This window comes from Mesobacillus jeotgali (genome assembly GCF_002874535.1).
GTDB lineage: Bacteria > Bacillota > Bacilli > Bacillales > Cytobacillaceae > Mesobacillus > Mesobacillus jeotgali.
Genome location: NZ_CP025025.1, coordinates 713,839 through 733,060 on the forward strand (window position 1 = coordinate 713,839; position 19,222 = coordinate 733,060).

The 19,222-nt window shown below is 43.7% G+C and carries 20 protein-coding genes; 15 read left to right on the plus strand and 5 right to left on the minus strand.

What is annotated here, in order from left to right; genetic code table 11:
• Together CD004_RS03475 and CD004_RS03480 are read right to left on the minus strand one after the other, a co-directional pair.
• On the minus strand, positions 1 to 762 hold a 762-nt coding region (locus CD004_RS03475), incomplete at its 3' end, for a glycerophosphodiester phosphodiesterase (RefSeq protein ID WP_102264975.1).
• 156 nt (positions 763 to 918) lie between these two features.
• The gene (locus CD004_RS03480) at positions 919 to 1,365 is read right to left on the minus strand and encodes a GNAT family N-acetyltransferase (protein WP_102261502.1); all 447 of its coding nucleotides are present in this window, start codon (positions 1,363 to 1,365) and stop codon (positions 919 to 921) included.
• Between the two features lie 136 nt (positions 1,366 to 1,501).
• Here CD004_RS03480 and CD004_RS03485 point away from each other — a divergent pair, with 136 nt between their 5' ends.
• From CD004_RS03485 to CD004_RS03505, 5 genes are all read left to right on the plus strand, one after another.
• Positions 1,502 to 2,134 carry a pyroglutamyl-peptidase I gene (locus tag CD004_RS03485; protein ID WP_102261503.1) on the plus strand — a complete coding sequence of 211 codons (633 nt, stop codon included), beginning with the start codon at positions 1,502 to 1,504 and terminating at the stop codon, positions 2,132 to 2,134.
• A 50-nt stretch (positions 2,135 to 2,184) separates the two neighbouring features.
• Complete coding sequence (gene pxpB / locus CD004_RS03490; RefSeq protein WP_102261504.1) at positions 2,185 to 2,901, plus strand: 5-oxoprolinase subunit PxpB; 717 nt, start codon at positions 2,185 to 2,187, stop codon at positions 2,899 to 2,901.
• Between the two features lie 5 nt (positions 2,902 to 2,906).
• Positions 2,907 to 3,674 carry a 5-oxoprolinase subunit PxpA gene (locus CD004_RS03495; protein WP_102261505.1) on the plus strand — a complete coding sequence of 256 codons (768 nt, stop codon included), beginning with the start codon at positions 2,907 to 2,909 and terminating at the stop codon, positions 3,672 to 3,674.
• Positions 3,671 to 4,612, plus strand: a complete 942-nt coding sequence (locus tag CD004_RS03500; RefSeq protein ID WP_102261506.1) for a 5-oxoprolinase subunit C family protein — start codon at positions 3,671 to 3,673, stop codon at positions 4,610 to 4,612. The genes CD004_RS03495 and CD004_RS03500 overlap by 4 nt, the downstream gene beginning before the upstream one ends.
• A 110-nt stretch (positions 4,613 to 4,722) precedes the next feature.
• Positions 4,723 to 5,238 (plus strand): CBO0543 family protein, encoded by a 516-nt coding sequence (locus CD004_RS03505; RefSeq protein ID WP_102261507.1) that lies wholly within the window; start codon positions 4,723 to 4,725, stop codon positions 5,236 to 5,238.
• A 411-nt stretch (positions 5,239 to 5,649) separates the two neighbouring features.
• Here the strand turns inward: CD004_RS03505 and CD004_RS03510 are convergent, their stop codons facing one another.
• Both CD004_RS03510 and CD004_RS03515 read right to left on the minus strand, forming a co-directional pair.
• Positions 5,650 to 6,216, minus strand: a complete 567-nt coding sequence (locus CD004_RS03510; protein WP_158651479.1) for a hypothetical protein — start codon at positions 6,214 to 6,216, stop codon at positions 5,650 to 5,652.
• Between the two features lie 3 nt (positions 6,217 to 6,219).
• The gene (locus CD004_RS03515; protein WP_102261509.1) at positions 6,220 to 6,420 is read right to left on the minus strand and encodes a hypothetical protein; all 201 of its coding nucleotides are present in this window, start codon (positions 6,418 to 6,420) and stop codon (positions 6,220 to 6,222) included.
• A gap of 164 nt (positions 6,421 to 6,584) precedes the next feature.
• On the opposite strand from CD004_RS03515, the gene CD004_RS03520 reads away from it, so the two are divergent.
• Complete coding sequence (locus tag CD004_RS03520; RefSeq protein WP_233434938.1) at positions 6,585 to 7,061, plus strand: ArsR/SmtB family transcription factor; 477 nt, start codon at positions 6,585 to 6,587, stop codon at positions 7,059 to 7,061.
• Positions 7,062 to 8,330: an MFS transporter gene (locus CD004_RS03525; RefSeq protein ID WP_102261510.1), complete on the plus strand. Its 1,269-nt coding sequence runs from the start codon at positions 7,062 to 7,064 to the stop codon at positions 8,328 to 8,330.
• A 33-nt stretch (positions 8,331 to 8,363) separates the two neighbouring features.
• Here CD004_RS03525 and rluF read toward each other — a convergent pair whose 3' ends face one another.
• Positions 8,364 to 9,101 carry a 23S rRNA pseudouridine(2604) synthase RluF gene (gene rluF / locus CD004_RS03530; RefSeq protein ID WP_226678622.1) on the minus strand — a complete coding sequence of 246 codons (738 nt, stop codon included), beginning with the start codon at positions 9,099 to 9,101 and terminating at the stop codon, positions 8,364 to 8,366.
• Between the two features lie 129 nt (positions 9,102 to 9,230).
• Here rluF and CD004_RS03535 point away from each other — a divergent pair, with 129 nt between their 5' ends.
• The 8 genes from CD004_RS03535 (at position 9,231) to CD004_RS03570 (ending at position 19,222) form a co-directional block, all read left to right on the plus strand.
• Positions 9,231 to 9,665 (plus strand): SRPBCC family protein, encoded by a 435-nt coding sequence (locus CD004_RS03535; protein ID WP_102261512.1) that lies wholly within the window; start codon positions 9,231 to 9,233, stop codon positions 9,663 to 9,665.
• A gap of 87 nt (positions 9,666 to 9,752) precedes the next feature.
• Positions 9,753 to 10,823, plus strand: a complete 1,071-nt coding sequence (locus CD004_RS03540; protein WP_102261513.1) for a lipocalin family protein — start codon at positions 9,753 to 9,755, stop codon at positions 10,821 to 10,823.
• A gap of 188 nt (positions 10,824 to 11,011) precedes the next feature.
• Complete coding sequence (locus CD004_RS03545) at positions 11,012 to 12,313, plus strand: DUF2254 domain-containing protein (protein WP_226678621.1); 1,302 nt, start codon at positions 11,012 to 11,014, stop codon at positions 12,311 to 12,313.
• Between the two features lie 167 nt (positions 12,314 to 12,480).
• Positions 12,481 to 14,721: a sensor domain-containing protein gene (locus CD004_RS03550; protein WP_102261515.1), complete on the plus strand. Its 2,241-nt coding sequence runs from the start codon at positions 12,481 to 12,483 to the stop codon at positions 14,719 to 14,721.
• A 263-nt stretch (positions 14,722 to 14,984) separates the two neighbouring features.
• A complete protein-coding gene (locus tag CD004_RS03555) occupies positions 14,985 to 15,443 on the plus strand; it encodes a DUF1259 domain-containing protein (RefSeq protein ID WP_158651480.1) in 459 nt (152 codons plus the stop codon).
• A 175-nt stretch (positions 15,444 to 15,618) separates the two neighbouring features.
• Positions 15,619 to 16,743 carry an NADH-dependent flavin oxidoreductase gene (locus CD004_RS03560; protein WP_102261517.1) on the plus strand — a complete coding sequence of 375 codons (1,125 nt, stop codon included), beginning with the start codon at positions 15,619 to 15,621 and terminating at the stop codon, positions 16,741 to 16,743.
• Between the two features lie 468 nt (positions 16,744 to 17,211).
• Positions 17,212 to 18,282: a Glu/Leu/Phe/Val family dehydrogenase gene (locus tag CD004_RS03565; RefSeq protein ID WP_158651623.1), complete on the plus strand. Its 1,071-nt coding sequence runs from the start codon at positions 17,212 to 17,214 to the stop codon at positions 18,280 to 18,282.
• A 19-nt stretch (positions 18,283 to 18,301) separates the two neighbouring features.
• The gene (locus CD004_RS03570; protein WP_102261518.1) at positions 18,302 to 19,222 is read left to right on the plus strand and encodes a bifunctional enoyl-CoA hydratase/phosphate acetyltransferase; all 921 of its coding nucleotides are present in this window, start codon (positions 18,302 to 18,304) and stop codon (positions 19,220 to 19,222) included.

Here is a 19,222-nt window from a genome sequence, read left to right on the forward strand (position 1 = left end):
GAATTGGGCTGCCTCAGGGCTTCGTACTGTCCATGACTGAATCTCCATTCCAAGACTGTGGACCTTATCGACCAGTTCCATTGTGACGAGTCCGTAGCTTGGGTTGAAGAAATCAGCGTATGCTGCGAATTCCTGAAGTGCAGCATCCGTTGTATGGGAACTTGAATAGGTTAAAACACCAATCGGAACTTCCGGTAGCAGGGCATCCATTTTTTGCATTGATTCAAAGTTAAAGGACTGGATAATAATCTTGTCGTTCTGCGGCTTATCCAGATTTCTCGTCTTTAATTCCTCTGCCACAGTTTCTTCGATTCCGGGATAAAGCTGAGGTGCCTTCAATTCTATCAAAATACCGATTTTACCATGGTAACGGTCGAGTATTTCTTCGAAGGTAGGGATTTTTTCTCCAGCAAATTGTTCACCCTTAAAGCTACCCGCATCCAGACTTCGCAGTTCTTCAAGTGTCAGGTCGCCTACTTTGCCAGTGCCATCTGTTGTCCGATCAACAGTTGTGTCATGAATGACAACCAATTCACCATCCTTGCTGCGCTGAACATCGATTTCAATGTAATCAGCCTTCATTTCCAGCCCCTTATCAAATGCAGCGATTGTGTTTTCTGGTGCATAACCTGCAGCCCCGCGGTGGGCGACAGTGTCAAACTGCCTCAATTCACCAGTGGTAGGTTCAGCAGCAAACGCCTGCTGGAAAGGGCTAAGCATGAGGGTTAAGGCAACTCCAGTTCCGATTAATGTTTTCTTCATTTCTCCATCTCCTCTGCATAATTTATGTAACAATGATAGATTAACGGAGAAATGTTTAGAGCCCGTGTCATTTCTGTATGAAGAGAGTAATGGAATTATAAATTTATTCAGTTATATTTTCTTAGTTTCCTTTACATTTGGATGAGTAATTTTTGCCTATATTTCAACCCTCATGAATTTGCTGACGTCTTTGAAGCCTAGCTTTTCGTATAAACGAATTGCTTTCTCGTTAAATGAAAAGACATTCAGGCGGACATCGTTATATCCAAGGTGCTTAAATTCTACCAGGCTTTGTTCAATCAAGGATTTTGCGACACCATTCTGCCTGTAAAACTGTTTTACATAAACATCACTGATCCAGCCGATCTCCTTCTGGGTGAACCAGTCCAGGCTGCGGTCCACCAGTACCCAGCCAATCAAAGACTTCTGAGTTCGCGCAACAAGAAAATAAGCACCCTGGTCTAGGGAATTCTTATAAGCTTCTATCATCTCTTCTTGGTTATTATCTGCCTGTATCCCCGTAGCTTCGGCCCTATTCACACCCGCCATGCTAAAAATCTCTTGCAATTCAAGCTCCGTTGCTTTGCCGTATTCTATTTCCATTTGATCACCTGTTATTATTAGAATATTAAAACTAAAACCAATATTACGAGTTTAAAAGGTATATATCTATAGTTAACTATAGTAAAATTTTTAATACATCCAATTTAAATTTAAACCGAGAAACGGGGTCTTCTATATGAAAATTCTAATATCCGGCTTTGAGCCGTTTGGCAAAATGAAGATTAATCCTACTGAGGAATTGTTGCTGGAAGCGGAGAAGTTTGAGATAGAGAATGTTGAAATCTCAACAATCCTTTTGCCGGTCAATTATGATGAGTGTGCGGAAGAGTTGATTAGAAAGATGGACGATTTCCAGCCTGATGTGGTGATTTCCTGTGGTCTGGCAGCAGGCAGGACGGCGATTACTCCGGAGCGGATCGGAATCAATATCAAGGATACAGGTTCAGGTGATCCTTACCCAGATAATAAAGGCCAGATCCCCACAGATGAAATGATCGATGAGGATGGCCCCGACGGCTTGTTCGCTACTCTGCCCAATCGTCTGATTGAGAAGAATCTGAAGGAGATGGATATTCCTGCTGCTGTGTCAAACAGTGCCGGTACATTTATCTGCAATAACACCCTATATGCTGTTTTAAATCATATCCGGAAAAACAATCTGCACATCAAGGCTGGATTTATCCACTTTCCTGCATCGACAAAAATGTCAGCCATCAATCCCTCACTGCCGTCATTGCCCCAGGAAACAATGGCCGAGGCACTGAAGGTAATTGTTGAAACGTGTGTCACGGTTGGAGTGCGACAATAAAAGGTGATGCCAGATGTAACATGTCTGGCATTTTTTAAAGGAGAGAAAGAATGATGTATGCAATCTCGCCGCTGGGTGATTTAGCTGTAGTTTTGTCATTCAGTAATGAAATTAATGAAAAAACGAACAGGCAAATACAGCTTTTCGTCAGCAAACTGGAAAAAGAAAAGATTAGAGGCATCATAGAATGGGTTCCTGCCTATACGTCTCTGACGATATATTATCAACCTGAGATCATCCCTTATGATTCACTAAAAGCAGAGCTTGAAAGACTCGGTATGTCACCGGGGCAAACTAAAACAGACAGGCCGCTTGTCTATGAAATCCCGGTTTGTTATGGCGGAGAATTCGGCCAGGATTTGGCTTATGTCGCTGATTATCATGGCCTGGAAGAGCAGGAAGTCATCAATCTTCACGCAAACAGGGAATACCTCATCTATATGATGGGATTCATGCCTGGGTTTCCTTATCTCGGAGGCTTGCCTGAAAAGCTGGCAGTGCCGAGGCTTGAGATGCCAAGGCAAAATGTGATGCCAGGTGCTGTCGGGATTGGCGGGAATCAAACAGGGATTTATCCTGCAGACGTTCCTTCAGGATGGAGGATTATTGGTACGACTCCTGTTACCTTGTTTTCTCCGGAGAAGGAGAATCCGTTCCTGTTGAGTTCTGGTCATTATATTAAATTTGTGCCAATCAGTGAGGAGCAATTTTTAACGATAAAACAAGTGGGCGATGCATACCAGGTAAACAGGTTAGAAAAGAGGTGAGGGAAGTGTTGTTTGTTGATCTTAACTGTGATTTAGGTGAAAGCTTCGGATTATTTAAAATTGGCAATGATAGTGAAGTGCTAAAGCATATTACTTCTGCAAACATCGCCTGCGGCTATCATGCAGGCGACCATAATGTCATGATGGAAACGGTGAAAATGGCAGAAGCACATGGAGTGAGGATTGGCGCACACCCTGGCTTTCCAGATCTGCATGGTTTCGGCAGGAGAGAAATGAAGCTGAGTGCTGAGGAGATCTACAATCTGACTGTTTACCAGATTGGCGCTCTTTCTGCAGCAACAAAAGCTTGCGGTACAAAAGTTGTTCATGTAAAACCTCATGGCGCGCTGTACAATATGGCTGCGAAGGATAAATCAATCGCGGATGCTGTTGCGTGTGCAGTGGCAGATGTCAATCCTGCTCTTGTTTTATTCGGTCTCGCAGGCAGCTCGCTAGTGAAAGCTGGAAAGGAACATGGCCTGCAGGTGGCCGAAGAAGTGTTTGCTGACCGAACCTATCAGCCTGATGGCTCGTTGACGCCCCGTTCACATACAAACGCGATCATTCACGATCCTGAAATAGCAATCAACAGGGTGATCCGGATGGTACGTGAAGGAAGAGTTGAGGCAGTTGACGGGACAGACATTGAAATCAAGGCAGACACAATTTGCATCCATGGAGATGAACCTAGGGCACTCGACTTTGCAGTTAAATTGAATGAGGCATTAAAGGCTGAAGGAATAGAAGTCGGCAGAGGTTGGGATTCTCCATGACGGAACCCTTGTTAAAAGTCTTAAAACCGGGCCTGCAGACAACAGTACAGGATTTAGGCAGAACAGGTTATCAGCAGTATGGCATCAGTCCTTCTGGAGCGCTGGATTCCTATTCTTTGCAAATGGCCAATCTCCTGGTCGGGAATCCTCTTTATGAAGCAGGGCTGGAAGTTACGATGATGGGACCTAGTCTTGGAGCATTGAAGGATGTGTCGATGGCCATTTGCGGCGGGAATCTGCAGCCAATGGTGAACAAGAAAAAAGTATCGATGTGGAAAAGCTTTGTTTTTAGAAAAGGAGATATTCTGTCATTCGGTAAAGTGGAAAGCGGGGCAAGGGCGTACATTGGCTTTGCCGGTGGAATTGATGTCCCGCTCGTGCTAGGCAGCAAGTCCACATTTATCAATGGCACGATGGGCGGTTTTAATGGCCGGGCACTAGATGCAGGAGATATTGTACAGGGAATGCCTTTTGTCCGGAAAAATCGCTTTTTACATAAAGACTTTATTCCTGAATATCATGCCCAGATTGAAATACGGGTGATTCTCGGCCCTCATCTGGAAAAATTTCATCCTGATGCCATCAAGCGATTTTTATCAAATGAATACACGATATCACCCCAGTCAAACAGGATGGGCTATCGCCTTGCAGGCCCAGAACTTAACCACATTGACGGAGCTGATATTATTTCTGATGCTATTCCGGCAGGAGGAATCCAGGTACCTTCTAACGGGCAGCCAATCATTTTGCTGGCAGAACGACAGACGACAGGCGGCTACGCAAGGATTGCCACAGTGATTTCTGTCGATCTTCCTCTGCTTGCCCAGGCGATGCCTGGAACAAAAATCCGCTTTGCTGGAATCACCATTGAAGAAGCGCAAGAGCTTTATCGGAAGCAGAGAAAACTTTTCAAAGTCCTTTCTATTGTTTCTAGCTAACTAACCTTTTAGTGAGACCTGACTATTCTGTATCAGGTCTTTTTGAATTGTATAAAAACTCTTCGGCTGGAAATAACTGATAAAATCAGTATTTTCGGGGAGAGGGAAGCATGTATCTGTTATTGGTGATAGCAGTCTGGATTTTTTTCGCTTATAAATTTGTTGATTGGTCACAATTGAAAAAGCAATACTCAACTATTCTATTTTTTATGATGGTGAACCTGCTGTACAACACACTTTACTATAATCACACTTTATGGGCATTCCGAGGAATAACAGCTGATTGGCTAAACCACTCGATTATCAACATTGCATTCACATTTTTGATTTGTCCGGTCGGATTGATCATTTATCTGCAGCGGTTTCCGTCAACAAGAAGGAACCAGCTTATTTATGTCGGCATATGGGTAACCTTTTACACAATCATTGAGGCTTTATTCGCGCATAGAGGGATGTTTGTTTACGACAATGGGTGGAACAGCTGGCACAACATCTGGCTGAATTTGATTTTATTCGTGGTCCTGTGGATACATTATCGGAAACCTGTGACTGCATGGATCATTTCTATCCCGCTAGCGGTTATTTTCTATTTGTTTTTTCCATTCCCGCTGGACAGCCTAAAGTAAAAGAGGTGGCTTAATTTGTTGATACAGAATGTATTGTCAGCACCTGTGTTTCTCGTTTTGCTATTCCTGACTTATATTTCAATGTGGGTGTATATCAGCAGGCATGAGGTAAGAAGGGAAAATAAAGATAAACATTAAACAGGGTATAATTTCAGGAATATACTGATGATTTCCCGATTTAGGAATATAAAAAAATCAGGGATATCACGATTCAGGGTGACATATTAAAGGCTAAAAACACGGTGGAAAGATTCCACCGTGTTTTTAAGTTCCAATTCCCTCACCACGAGGGAGGGAATGATATATTTTGTAGCCAGCGTTGACTTTATACTAAAATGATACTCGGCTTTCAAAACAGGAACCAGTAATATCTATGTTTTATAAAAGTGCGGAAAATTTACGGCGAATGCCTTAATCAATAACTCGCACTACGTCATTGCCGCAATTTTTGCATTTTCCTTCGAGCACAACGCTGTCGCGGAACCCCTTGATGACATATTTCTCAATTTGCACGGTGTCCCTGCAATGTCCGCAAAAAACGTTCCGGACGAGCATCTGGCGGATGTCGGCAGGAATCATAAGCCATTTTTTATTTGCCTCAAAAGAGCCTGTTTCATCTGTGTTCTGCGGGCTGCGTGAGATACCTCTGTCCAGTCTCTGTATGACTTCGCGGATTCTTTCTGGAATAGGTTTGAAATCCTCTAGCTCCCGCCATTCTATAAGGATGTCAATCAGTTCCTTGCTGTCTCTCTCTTCAATGAGATAAAGCAGATCCATTTTTAATTCAGGTTGCTGGTCAAGGATGAAATGCACATACTCATATCTCCCAAATTCAGCAGCCAGCTCTAACTCAGTGTATATACTGTCTGCCAGTTCGTCTTTTACCAAGTCCCAGCCTTTGTCTGTATACATAAGCACGGAGAGCTTTTCGTCTGTTGTAAGGTAGCCATTGGAAATCACCCATTCAACCTTCTCCATGACTTACTTTTGTTTTATGCCCGCGAATGCGCCGTACATAGGGGAATGGTGGAGATCAGCTGTATAAATCCTCTTATCTTTTGAACCGGCGAGAATCTTGCCAAGCAGGCCCTTCCCGCCGTACATAATAATATCGTTGGCAGCTAGCAAAATTGTGGTAAGTTCATCTTCGCTTAATGAATTCATCGTATTATTTTTATTCATCTAAAAAAAACCATTCAACTATTTGTAATGTGTTTATTACACCATACTTCATTCATCCATGTTAGTTTCATCAGTGAATGTTATTCTAAAAATTTATTGCATTCTAAAAAGTTAGAACGTAAAATGGAATTAGAACATATGAATATATTGGAAGGTGAAGCAATGTGGATTATATAAAGAAAACAATGGACGTGAATCTGGAGCAGCAAAAATTAATTTCGAGCCCTTTGCGCGTAAAAATCATTTATTTGCTTGCAACGAAGTCTATGACCGCAAAGCAGGTAGCAGATGAACTTGGTAAAACAGCAGGCAGCATTCATTACCACATTCAGCAGCTGTTCAATGGCGGGATTCTTGAGCTTGAAGAAACGAAAGAAAACAGGGGCATCATCGAGAAATACTATCGTTCGAAGGCAACTCATTTTAACTTGAAGAATGAGGAAGGTGTTCCGAATTCAGAGTCAGTAATTAGGCAGGCGACATATGTATCTTTGACTGAGGAAGACAAAAAGGAACTGCAGGCCGATATTGATTTATTATTCTTGAAATATGTTAAAAAGTCGGCAGAGAAAAGTGAAAAGGATAAAGTGTCATATGAAATGAATTTTTCCTTAAAAAAGGAGATAGAGGAGGAGAGTTAATTGGAAAGTGCAATTAAGAAAAATCTTGTCTTGTTCCTGGTTGGGAAAGTCACCTCTGTTCTTGGTTCATCAATCTATGCTTTTGCAATCGGCCTGTATATCCTGGCGGAAACAGGTTCAAGCCTGAATTTTGCGATTACGCTGGTACTCAGCATGCTTCCAAGGATCTTGCTTGCTCCTGTTGCGGGTACACTAAGTGACCGCCTGGACCGCAAAAAAATGATCATCTTCTCGAACTTTGCGAGTGCTTTCTGGCTTGGCATTATATTGGCTTCCTTCCTGTTTTTTACACAGGAAATCTGGATTTTATATGTGGCAACAACTGGACTGAGCATCATCAGTACATTTTATTCCATCGCCGTTACCTCATCGATTTACAACATGGTTGGACCTGACCACCTGCAAAGAGCGATGTCACTGAACCAGGCAGCGATTTCCCTTTCCGCTATTTTGGGGCCGGTGCTTGGCGGAGTCTTCTTTGGCATCATCCATATTCACCTCTTCATGGCATTGAACATACTTACTTTTCTCTTCGCAGCTTTTGCGAGTATCCTCATAGAATACAACTTATTTTCAAAGAAAGTGCAAGACAAAAAAACAACCCGAATGTCAGAAGACTTGAAACAGGGGATATCGTATATCAAAGCACAGCCCTTTCTCCTCCATCTGGTGATCCTCAGTGTCTGGCTGAACTTCTGGTTTGCAGTCTTTCCGGTAGCCATGCCCTATTTGGTTTTGACAGTCAGGGGAATGTCCCCTACCCAGCTTGGAATCATTGAAGGATCATTCTCCGTCGGCATGATGGTCATGGCGCTCATCCTGTCAGCGAAGAAGGAAATCAGAAGGAAGGAGCTTTCCATCACAGGGGGGATGGTGCTGCTTTCAGCCGTATTGATGATGATTGGGCTCCCGGCAATTCCACTGTTCATGGGACTATCAAACATAGTCATCTTCGCCTTTTTGATGAGTATGGTTCTGATTCTGTCAGCCTCCATCATGTTCATCAATACACCAGTGATGGTACTCCTGCAAAAAAACACGCCTGACGAGTATCGGGGAAGAGTCATGTCCCTCCTTGAAACCGGATCAAGCGCCATGACCCCTGCAGGATTCATCCTGTTTGGCTTCCTGCTTGAAAAATTGCCGGTGTGGCTCCTTCTGGCCGTGTGTGGACTCAGCCTGTTTGCGGTCGTTTTCTACCTTTACCGTGAAAAAATGTTCCTTAAGCTGCTGAGGGATGAAGACCAGCCCAGAGCGGCATCAATCTAAAACAAAGAGGATGAGGCGGAGTCGCTCATCCTTTTACCATTCCTTAGGTTCGTAATTCAAGTCGCTGAAAAGCTGCCTTTTCTCTTTCTTATTCAAGTCACGCCATTGACCAATCGGCAGGTTCCCGAGATGGATGTTCATGATTCTGATACGCTGCAACCTGACAACTTGATATCCAAGGGTTTCGCACATCCGGCGGATCTGTCTGTTCAATCCTTGTGTAAGGATGATATTGAACTCGTATTTCGATAGTTGGACCACCTTTGCAGGCAGTGTTTTCGTTCCCAAAATCCTTACGCCTTCGGACATTGCCTTGACGAATTCTGGAGTAATAGGCTTGTCCACAGAAACAATGTATTCCTTTTCATGCTTGTTTTCGGCGCGGAGGATTTCATTCACGATATCTCCGTCATTTGTTAGGAGAATCAAGCCTTCTGAATCCTTATCAAGTCGTCCAATATTGAAAATCCTTAGCGGGTGATTGACAAGGTCGATGATATTGCCTTTCACATGCCTTTCGGTTGTGCTTGTAATCCCGACAGGTTTATTTAAAGCAATATATACATAGTTTTGTGCCATCCTGATTTCTTCGCCATTCAGGCGGACGACATCTCCAGGTTCGACCTGGCTGCCGATTTTCGCAACCTTCCCATTGATCGACACGCGTCCTTCCTCAATAAGCCGATCCGCTCCGCGCCTTGACGTTTTACCAGTTTCGCTGATGAATTTATTGATACGCAGGTTAATCCCATCCTTAAATATGAAGTATATCCTTTAGGATATTCTACAGTGGGTTTATTTTCAACCCTTGTCCCGTTTCCACTGTCAGGCTGGATGATGACTCAAGCACAGATTATATTATAATGAATGAGAAGCTAAAAACATTGGAGGAATTATAAAGTGGTAGATGTTCTCACCGAAACTAAAATCCATTGCCCGATCGAAAGGGCATCTGAATATGCAGCGAATCCTGACAATGCTCCAGAATGGTATGTGAATATTGATTCTGCTGAATGGCTTACAGAGAAACCGTTAAGTCTTGGTTCAAGGATTGCATTTAAAGCAAAATTCCTGGGCCGGGAACTTGCTTATATTTATGAGATTGTAGAGTATGTCCCAGGAATGAAATTGGTGATGCAAACCTCAGAAGGGCCATTTCCTATGAAGACTACTTATGTATGGAAAGCAATTGACTCAAACACAACTCTGATGACGCTGAGGAACCAGGGTGAGCCAACAGGGTTTTCAAAACTGGTTTCACCTTTTATGGCTTCGATGATGAAAAAGGCCAACATGAAGGACCTGAGAAAACTGAAAGAAATAATGGAAGGGTAAGAAAAGCATCAAAGAAGGGAAAGGCTTCTTTGATGCTTTTTTATTGTCTCTTGCATACCTTACTAAAAAAAGAAGGTGTATGCGGGGATGAATGAAGAACATTTAGACAGGATTTCACTGCCAGAGGATGCAGGGCCACATGGAGATTCCAATATTGAATGGTGGTATTTTTTCTCTTTTTTGAACGGTGATAAGGGTGGCCGTTATGCGGTGATGGCTTCATTTTTCCGGGTGGGCGAGTTTGAGATAGGCAAAGGGCATTATATCATCCATACATTGATCGACCTGGACAGCAAGAAACGTTACAATTTTTCAAGTTTCGATTCAAAGGTGAAGCTTGCAATGGTAGCTATATATCTGCCTTTCTATCTTTTGCTCCATCCGACAGATACAAGAATCTGGAGGCTCTATAAAAAATTGCTTAAGGGCGATATACCTGCGCCGCATACAATGTTGGAGGCTGCGAAAATCAATCAGCATCCCCCTGAGTTGTTCTATGGGAGCCACAGGCTTCGCTTCAAAGGGGAAGAAGCATTTGGATTTGATGCAATTTTAAAGGAGAAAAATTCAGAGATTGAACTTGAATTCACGCCAATGAAGCCTGTCGCACTGATAGGCGGTGATGGAAAGCCGGACGATTTGTACTATTATTCTACTACCAGGAATTCTGTGAATGGAATGATAAAGACGGATTCGAAGACGGAAAATGTAAGCGGCACTGGCTGGTTCGACCATCAATGGGGACGTGATTACTCTTTAGTGAAAGGAGCCGGATGGGACTGGTTCGGACTAATGCTCAGCGATGGGCGTGAGCTGCTGCTTAATCAAATGTCCCCTGGAAACCCTATGGCTAATGTTATTGAAGAGGATGGCAGGGTCCATTTTACGAGAAACATAACTTTTCAAAAAATAAAGTACTGGAAAAGCCTGAAAACGAATGCCAGGTATCCTGTAGAATGGGAGATTCGCATTCCCGATTTCGGAATCGAGCTTCATGTCGAAGCTGAATTCCCAAATCAGGAAATGCTGATCATTGGCCCAATACAGGCTATTTGGGAAGGAGCATGCAAAGTAACCGGCAGAGAAAAGCTGGCTGATGGAACGAGCAGGCCACTGGACGGAATAGGGTTTATGGAACTTGTAGGGTATGCGAATTAACAAATGGGAACCTTGCTGTTGTGGGCAAGGTTTTTGTTTTTCTGGAAACGATCACCAAATAATGAACTGATTTTCATCAAAAAAAATGAAATAGATACGCTGCGATAAGAACAAAAAGGATTAAACTCACCCGAAATGGTCTAAATAAGTAAGGAAAGAGTTGGTAACTTAAGGGGCTGTTATGTTTGGTGAAAAAGATTGTTTTACGAATAAGGACAAGTATGTGGCTGAGACCGATTATTTATAGTGTACTGGCATTCCTGCTGGCATTGGGCGTGATATATATCGATCACAATGAGCTTGCTCAGGGAGTAGTCCCATCATTTTTGCTGACAAATGTTTCGTTGGCGCAGACAATATTAGGTTCGATTTCGGGAGCGCTGCTGACGATGACGACGATCACTTTTTCGACGATCATGGTTGTACTGACTACATATTCATCTCAATTTTCACCGAGAACACTGAGTAATTTCGTCGAAGATCCTGTAACGATGAGGGTCCTCGGAATTTTCATGGGCGGTTTCGTCTACTCGATTCTGTCGCTGCTGTTCATGAGTGAAACGTGGTATGAGAGTCAGGTAATCTCAGCTACGGTTGGAGTGGTGATTGCGTTCATTTGTCTCTTATTCTTCGCCTATTTTATCCATAATGTCGCAACCTCCGTTCAGGTGAGCACGCTGATCCGGGAGATCACCGAGGGGGCTTTAAAGGTGATTAGAACACAGGAAGATACATTGGAAAGTGAGTACACGAACGTTATAGATGACAGAAAAGATGCCGGATTCACCTATGAATTTGTCCGGGATGTAAAATGCAAAGGATTCGGTTATGTCCAGCTGACAGACTATCAGGGTCTACTGAAATATGCATCCCAAAACGCACTTGGGGTTGAAGCGAATTTTTTGAATGGTGATTTTCTGACAGAGGACAGCATTGCCTTCAGAGTCCACCATAGTGGTGAGATCGATGAGGATATTGATGCCGTTATGAATCAATACTTAGGGCTGGGCAAAGAACGGTCATCGATCCAGGATCCTGAATTTGCGCTTCAGAAAATTGTTGAGGTTGCTTTGAGGGCCATATCACCAGGAATTAACGACCCGAATACTGCCAGAGTCTGTATTTCGTATTTAGGCATGGCTTTGTCCCATCTATGCCGGGTCCGTTCGAACGGACGGTATATAGCTTATTATGATGAAGATATGCAGCCCAGGATTATCGGGAAGCAAAAGAGAACGATGGATATCTTATATTTATCCTTTTATCAAATTGCCCATTATGGGAGTCAGGATTTTTCCATTCTTACTGCTCTCATCGACGCTTTTTTGTTAATCGGCAGATCAGCCGACGATTCCTTGAAGAAGAGCATCTGGGAGCTGTATATCTACAGCATGGAAAAGTTCGATTCATACGAGTTGAAGGAGCTTGACCAAATCTATTTAAACGAGAAAAAGAGAGAACTATCAACAGTGCTGGGGATCGCTCTTTGATGGATCCCCATGTTTTCTATGGTTAAAATGACAAAATCCATCAATTTTATAGGTCAGATGTAATAATTCCGTTGTACGAGACCTCATATGTTTGTTATGTTAATAAAGGAATATTTAGTATTTTTTTCAAGACAAGCATTCAGCTTGGCACAGGGGGAAATGTTTGAATGGGCAATGACGGGAAGATACAAAAATACACCGGATTATCTATAATCTTTTTTCTTCTGTTCGCGGAGCTGATTGATTGGCTGACTTCGTTTTATTATTCCATGAGTGAAGCGGTTGGCTATTTGATAGACTTAGCCGTATCCTTTGTTTTTATTGCATTGGTCTTCCGGGTATTCAAAGGGATGAAAAATACAGCAGTGGATTTACAGGAGCATAAAAAGAGGCTGAAAAGCATTTTTGACACTCTGGATGTCGCGATTTGGTCACATGACCTCAAGAAAGACACACTGCTGATTACATCTGGGATTGAAAAACTATACGGGCATTCGTCTGAAGAATTTTATCATGACAGCACGCTTTGGAAAAAAGTCATCCACCCAGAGGACCAGCATGTTTTGGCTGAAAGGGAAGCAGGATTTTCAAGAGGGGAAGCAGTCACTAGTATATATCGGATCATTCGTCCAGATGGAGAGGTTCGCTGGATCCAGGATAGAGGCATTCCTGTCATTGATGAAAACGGAAATTTCGCTGATTTTACCAGTGTCCTTTTTGACATTACCGACCGGAAGGAAAGTGAAGGACGCTATCGCAGCCTTGTGGAAATGTCCCCAGATCTGATTGCCGTCTACAGCAGAGGAAAGCTGGATTATATCAATGAAGCAGGCTGCAGGCTGTTCAAGGCTGAAAGTCCGGCAGAATTGATCGGACGGCCGATATCTACGCTTATTCCTCATGATGTACTGGCCCATATAAAAAATCGTGAATTGACAATAGATGAAGATTTTGAGGAAAAACTTTGGTTCGAATTTAAAGCAACACAGGTAGACGGACAAGAAATTGATGTAGAAATGTCCGCGATGCCGATTTTATATGAAGGAAGAATGGCTGAACAAATTGTCGGCCGTGATCTGACGCAGCGCAAGAAGGCGGAAAAAACCATTAAATATATGGCCTATTATGACGTTCTTACCGGGCTGCCGAATCGGAATATGGTCAGGAAGCACCTGAATAGTGCACTTTCAAACGGCAACGGGAATCTCGCGGTACTCTTTCTTGACCTCGACCGTTTCAAGATTATTAATGATACGAAAGGCCACCGTGTTGGCGACCTATTGTTAAAGGTTGTTGCCACCAGGTTGAAAAATGCGGTCAAAGAGCAGGGGCTTGTATCACGCCAGGGCGGTGATGAATTCATCATTGTACTTAAGGATTTCCGGAAGGAACAAGTCATTGAAGTCGCAGAAAGAATCCTTAATGAATTTAATGAAGGAATCACTATTGAAGGCCAGGAGTTCTTCGTGACCCCAAGCATTGGAATCAGCATGGCACCAGAGGATGGCCAGGATGAGGAAACGCTGATCAAGCATGCTGATACCGCGATGTACCTCGCAAAAGATCGCGGGAAGAACAACTACCAGTTTTATACCGACAAGCTGCACGGACTCTCCTCCAGAAAAATGGAGCTGGAGAATGGCCTGAGGAAAGCGTTGGAGCAAAACCAGCTTATGCTCCATTATCAGCCACAGGTGAATTTGGAAACAGGGAAAATCATTGGGGTAGAGGCACTTGTGCGCTGGGTGCATCCGGAGAAAGGCCTCATCTCACCAGCTGAATTCATCCCTATGGCCGAGGAAACAGGATTGATCGTTCCTCTTGGAAAATGGGTGCTGGAAAAGGCAGCGGCTCAAAACAAAGTATGGCAGGAGAAAGGCTACAGCCCAATACCGATGTCAGTGAATATTTCTGTTCGCCAGCTGCAGGAAGACACTTTCATTGATTGTGTAAAACAGGTACTGATTGATACTCAACTGGCACCGAATTATCTTGATTTTGAAATCACAGAGAGTGTCATGCAGAACAGCGAGAAGACAGCATTGATACTGGACCAACTAAAGGAGCTTGGCATAACGCTTGCAATTGACGACTTCGGTACCGGATATTCATCATTAAGCCTACTGAAGCATTTCCCAATTGATAAAATCAAAATCGACAAATCATTCGTTGATGATATCATCCATCACTCCAATCAAGGAGCGATGGTCAAGACAATCATTGACATGGGACACAATCTTGAATTTAGTGTCATTGCAGAAGGTGTAGAGGAACGGGAGCAGGTTGAATTTTTGCTTAAAAACGGCTGTGTAATCGGACAGGGTTACCATTTCAGCAGACCGCTTCCAATGGAAGAGATGGAACAATTACTTATCAATAATAATGAACAAGTAGGCATTCTGCAGTAGCAGAGTGCCTTTGTTTATTTTGTACATTGTATAATGCCCTTTTCGTAAAATTTGTTGCTTTTTACCCCCAAAGTAAAAACCGGCTTCTGGGTTATTACTGATGGTTTCTCCTATCCGAATCGGAAGGCATCTTCGAAAAGAGCCCCGAAATCTTTAGGGATGCGAGTCAGTGTATGTGTACGAAAAGCAACAGTAAATGGGAAAACAGCTTGTATAATGAAGCCCTAACTAGAGATGCTAAGGTTAAAAAAGGAGTGGCCGAATTGATTAGGTCAATAATGGCAGCAACTTTGGTTCTTGCTCTCTTTTTACCTGCAGCTGTACAGGCTCAGGGCAATGCAGACTGTGAAAAACTTGAAATAATATTCAATTCTAATGTTGAATCTGAAAATGGGATCTGCAAGGTGGAAATTGTCCGTAAAAATATTAAGCCGACTCATATGGGCAAAAAGCTGTCTCCAGAAACGATGGAGCTAGCTTTCCATTTTGGGTTTGAAAAGGTAGACGGGCAGGTTGCAGTCATGGGAGAGCTGGCGATTCTGCAGGAAGAAGTAAATCCTGTTCTCGATGCATTGCGACAAGGGAAGCTTGAAGTAACCGCCTTGCACAACCATATGATGCATGAGGAACCGAGAATCATGTATGTCCATTTCCAGGGGATGGGTGATATGGAACAGCAGGCAAAAACGATAAAGGCAGCGATTGATAAAACGAGTAAATAAGAAAGTCGCTTTTTAATCGTAGATCGTTCGCAGCATCAATAATCAACACGAGTAAACAGCGGGATTTCATTTCGCTGTTTTTTTTCGGGATGAATACAAATAATAACCAGGATGTTTAATAGAAAGCGGTTTAGGCTATTACACTTTCGTATGCTAAAGAAGGAGGATCACATCCATGAATGAACAATTTAAACCATTATTTGATTCATTTACATTCCCGAATGGAATTAACCTGAAGAATAGACTTGTTATGGCGCCGATGACCAACTTTTCATCGAATGAGGATGGAACCGTAACGGACGCGGAAGCAGAATATTACGCACGGCGCTCGAAAGGCGTCAGCATGGTGGTAACTGCGTGTACATACGTAACTCCTAGTGGGAAAGGATTCCATGGAGAATTCGGTGCGGATACCGATGAAATGATTCCGAGTCTTAGGAAGCTGGCATCTGCAATAAAAGCTGAAGGTGCTAAAGCGGTGCTGCAAATTTTCCATGGCGGCCGCGAGTGTCCTCCAGAGCTTGTGCCAGACGGGGATATCGTCAGTGCGAGCGATGTCCAATCAGAGCGGAATAGCGCGAAAGCACCCCGAGCATTGACGGGAGGAGAGGTGAACGAGATCATTGCTGCGTTCGGCGAGACAACGCGCCGGGCGATTGAAGCAGGCTTTGATGGCGTAGAAATCCATGGAGCCAATGGATACTTAATTCAGCAATTCTTCTCTCCTCATTCAAATAGACGCGACGATAAATGGGGCGGATCCCTGGAAAAAAGAATGGCATTCCCATTAGCGGTTGTGGATGAGGTAAAAAGAGTAACCGCAAAGCACGCAAAGGACCCGTTTATCGTCGGATACAGATTCTCACCGGAAGAACCTGAAGAGCCGGGAATTACAATGGCTGATACATTGGAACTGATTGATACCCTGGCTGAAAAGGACCTGGACTACTTGCATGTCTCTTTAAATGATTTCTGGTCGAAGCCAAGAAGAGGTGTCGACGATGACCGTTCAAGGATGGAAATCATCCACGAACGCGTCGGCGGCAAAGTTCCTGTAATCGGTGTCGGCTCGCTGTACAGTGCAGAAGATGTTATTAAAGCATTTGGGACGGGAGTGCCGTTGCTTGCGCTGGGCCGTGAACTGATCATTGACCCAGATTGGGTAGAAAAAGTCGAAACAGGCCGTGAAAATGAAATCGAAACAAAGCTCGATACAGGTGCACAGAAGCGGCTTGTCGTTCCGGATCCATTATGGCAGGCAATCGTCAACACACCAGGATGGTTTCCAGGAGTTCAATAATAAAAGTTGTTTAAAAAGAACCAAAGTCTCAGTGAATTGCCCTCCAAAGTAAGTTTCAGTTAACTTTTGGGGTGCAGTACTCTGCTTTGGTTCTTTTTTCGTTCATTTTAAGTTGGCAGAAGCCTCTTACTAGTGATAATGATGTGTTTATTGGCGAAAATCCGAGACTTATTGGCGAAAATTTCATTATATTGGCGATTTTTTCATTATATTGGCGATAAACCAATTTTATTGGCGGAGTTCACAACTTTATTGGCGAACTGGAAATTTACCTCGATTTTTTCCAGTTGATTTGCCATAGAAGTGTAAGATATATCACCGTAAGCAGCAGTTAAAGTCTTTATAATGAAAATATGTAAGGGCTTACATTAATTTGTTGATCTGGAAACTACCTACACTGACGCAGCTTGGCCAGGTCCGATTTCGGGAGGGGATTTTGTGTTGCTAACGGAAGAACAGAAAATGGTGCTGGATATTTTTGAAGAAATGAAAAGCCAGGGGCATGAACAGGTGATCTTTAACTATGACAAGGCAACTGGATTGAAGTCGATTGTTGCCATCCATGATACGACGCTTGGTCCGGCGCTAGGGGGATGCCGGATGTGGGATTATGAATCGACTGAAGAAGCGCTTCGAGATGTTCTGCGCCTTTCAAAAGGAATGACCTATAAATGCGGCGTTTCGGGTGTGACCTATGGAGGTGGGAAAGCGGTCATCATCGGGGATCCCAAGTCGGAAAAATCGGATGAGCTTTTCCAGGCTTTTGGCTCATTCATTGAAACATTAAAGGGCCGCTTTTACACAGGAACGGATGTCGGTACGGTGGGCATGGATTTTGTTTCCGCATCAAAACAAACATCCTACCTTGTTGGCTTACCTGAAGAATATGGCGGCAGCGGCAATTCAGCTGTAATCACAGCGTTCGGTGTATGGAAAGCAATTAAGGCAACGGCAAAAGAGATATTTGGAACAGACTCACTTCGGGACCGTAAAATTGCGGTCCAGGGCCTTGGAAAAGTTGGCCGCATTCTTGTTGGCCACCTTCATGAAGAAGGGGCGAAGCTGATCGTCACTGATATTTTTGAAGAGAATGTAAGAGAAGTTAAGGAGCTATTCCCAGATATCGAAACAGTTGAACCACTTGATATTTACAGCGTAGAATGCGACATATTTTCACCGAATGCATTGGGCGCAGTTATCAATGACATCACGATCCCAAAACTCAAGTGCCTTGCAGTTGCCGGTGCAGCGAATAATGTGCTGGCAGAAGAAAGGCACGGTGACATGCTGCATCAGAAAGGTATCCTCTATGCTCCGGACTATGTGGCAAATGCCGGGGGGTTGATTCAGGTGGCGGATGAACTCCATGAGTACAGCAAGGAACGGGCGTTCAGGAATGCCAGCATGATCTATGATATTCTTGAAAAAATCTACAAAATCTCCAAAACTCATGATATCCCAACGTATAAAGCTGCAAATATATTAGTAGAAGAGAAGATTGAAAAAATCAGCCGAATCCAGAGCAAGTATACAGGTTAAGCAGCAGGAGGTGAGAAGCATGCGCTATAAAAGTTTTGATGAGGTCATCTTTGAAGCACAAAAAAGGCCGCCGGTAAAAATGAGCGTTGCCGCTGCACATGACAGGGATGTGCTCGAAGCTGTAAAAGCAGCCGTGGAGCTCGGAATCATAGAACCTTATTTAGTCGGAGATCCGCAAAGAATCTTTGAGCTGGCAAGAGAGCTTAACTTTTCTGTAGAAAAATATCCTGTATATCCGGCCTATACTGAAAATGAAAATGCTTTTATTGCTGCTAAACTGGCAAGCGATGCTCAAGTGCAGATAATCATGAAAGGCTTTGTGAATAGCACCCCATTTTTAAAAGGAGTGCTTCATAAGGAGCTTAATTTAAAAACTGGCCGTGTCATCAGCCATATCTCCGTGTTCGACATCCCTGGTGCGGAACAGCTGATTAGTATGAGTGATGGCGGTATTAATATTGCGCCGGATTTTGAGCAGAAGAAGCAAATCATCCAAAATGCGGTTGAGTTCCTGGACAGAATTGGAGTGGACCGTCCGCGGGTAGCGATTTTAGCAGCGAATGAACGAGTCAGCGAGAAGATGCCCGTGACCGTGGAAGCCGATCACCTGGCTATGGTTATTAAAAATGAATCGAGCCAGTCGCTGCTAATCGAAGGGCCGCTTCCGCTGGACCTCGCCATCAGCAGGGAATCCCTTCTGCACAAAGGGCTGGATAGTGAGCTTGAGGGAGCAGCGGATCTGCTTATAGTCCCAACAATTGAAGCTGGAAACTTCCTTGGCAAGGCGATTACGTATTTTGCGAAGGGAACGATGGCAGGAATCGTGCTTGGTGCGAAAGTGCCCCTCGTATTGAACTCCCGGTCAGACACCGCTGAGGCTAAATTGGCTTCGATTGCACTGGCCGTCGTTGCGGCTTCCAATACAACGGTCAGCGTTTGA

Coding starts and splice junctions, on each gene's coding strand:
- CD004_RS03485 (WP_102261503.1), top strand. CDS start 1,502: ATGAAAATTCTAATATCCGGCTTTGAGCCGTTTGGCAAAATGAAGATT.
- CD004_RS03540 (WP_102261513.1), top strand. CDS start 9,753: ATGAATGAAGAACATTTAGACAGGATTTCACTGCCAGAGGATGCAGGG.
- CD004_RS03560 (WP_102261517.1), top strand. CDS start 15,619: ATGAATGAACAATTTAAACCATTATTTGATTCATTTACATTCCCGAAT.
- CD004_RS03550 (WP_102261515.1), top strand. CDS start 12,481: ATGGGCAATGACGGGAAGATACAAAAATACACCGGATTATCTATAATC.
- pxpB (WP_102261504.1), top strand. CDS start 2,185: ATGATGTATGCAATCTCGCCGCTGGGTGATTTAGCTGTAGTTTTGTCA.
- CD004_RS03480 (WP_102261502.1), bottom strand. CDS start 1,365: ATGGAAATAGAATACGGCAAAGCAACGGAGCTTGAATTGCAAGAGATT.
- CD004_RS03505 (WP_102261507.1), top strand. CDS start 4,723: ATGTATCTGTTATTGGTGATAGCAGTCTGGATTTTTTTCGCTTATAAA.
- CD004_RS03500 (WP_102261506.1), top strand. CDS start 3,671: ATGACGGAACCCTTGTTAAAAGTCTTAAAACCGGGCCTGCAGACAACA.
- CD004_RS03510 (WP_158651479.1), bottom strand. CDS start 6,216: ATGGAGAAGGTTGAATGGGTGATTTCCAATGGCTACCTTACAACAGAC.
- CD004_RS03515 (WP_102261509.1), bottom strand. CDS start 6,420: ATGAATAAAAATAATACGATGAATTCATTAAGCGAAGATGAACTTACC.
- CD004_RS03570 (WP_102261518.1), top strand. CDS start 18,302: ATGCGCTATAAAAGTTTTGATGAGGTCATCTTTGAAGCACAAAAAAGG.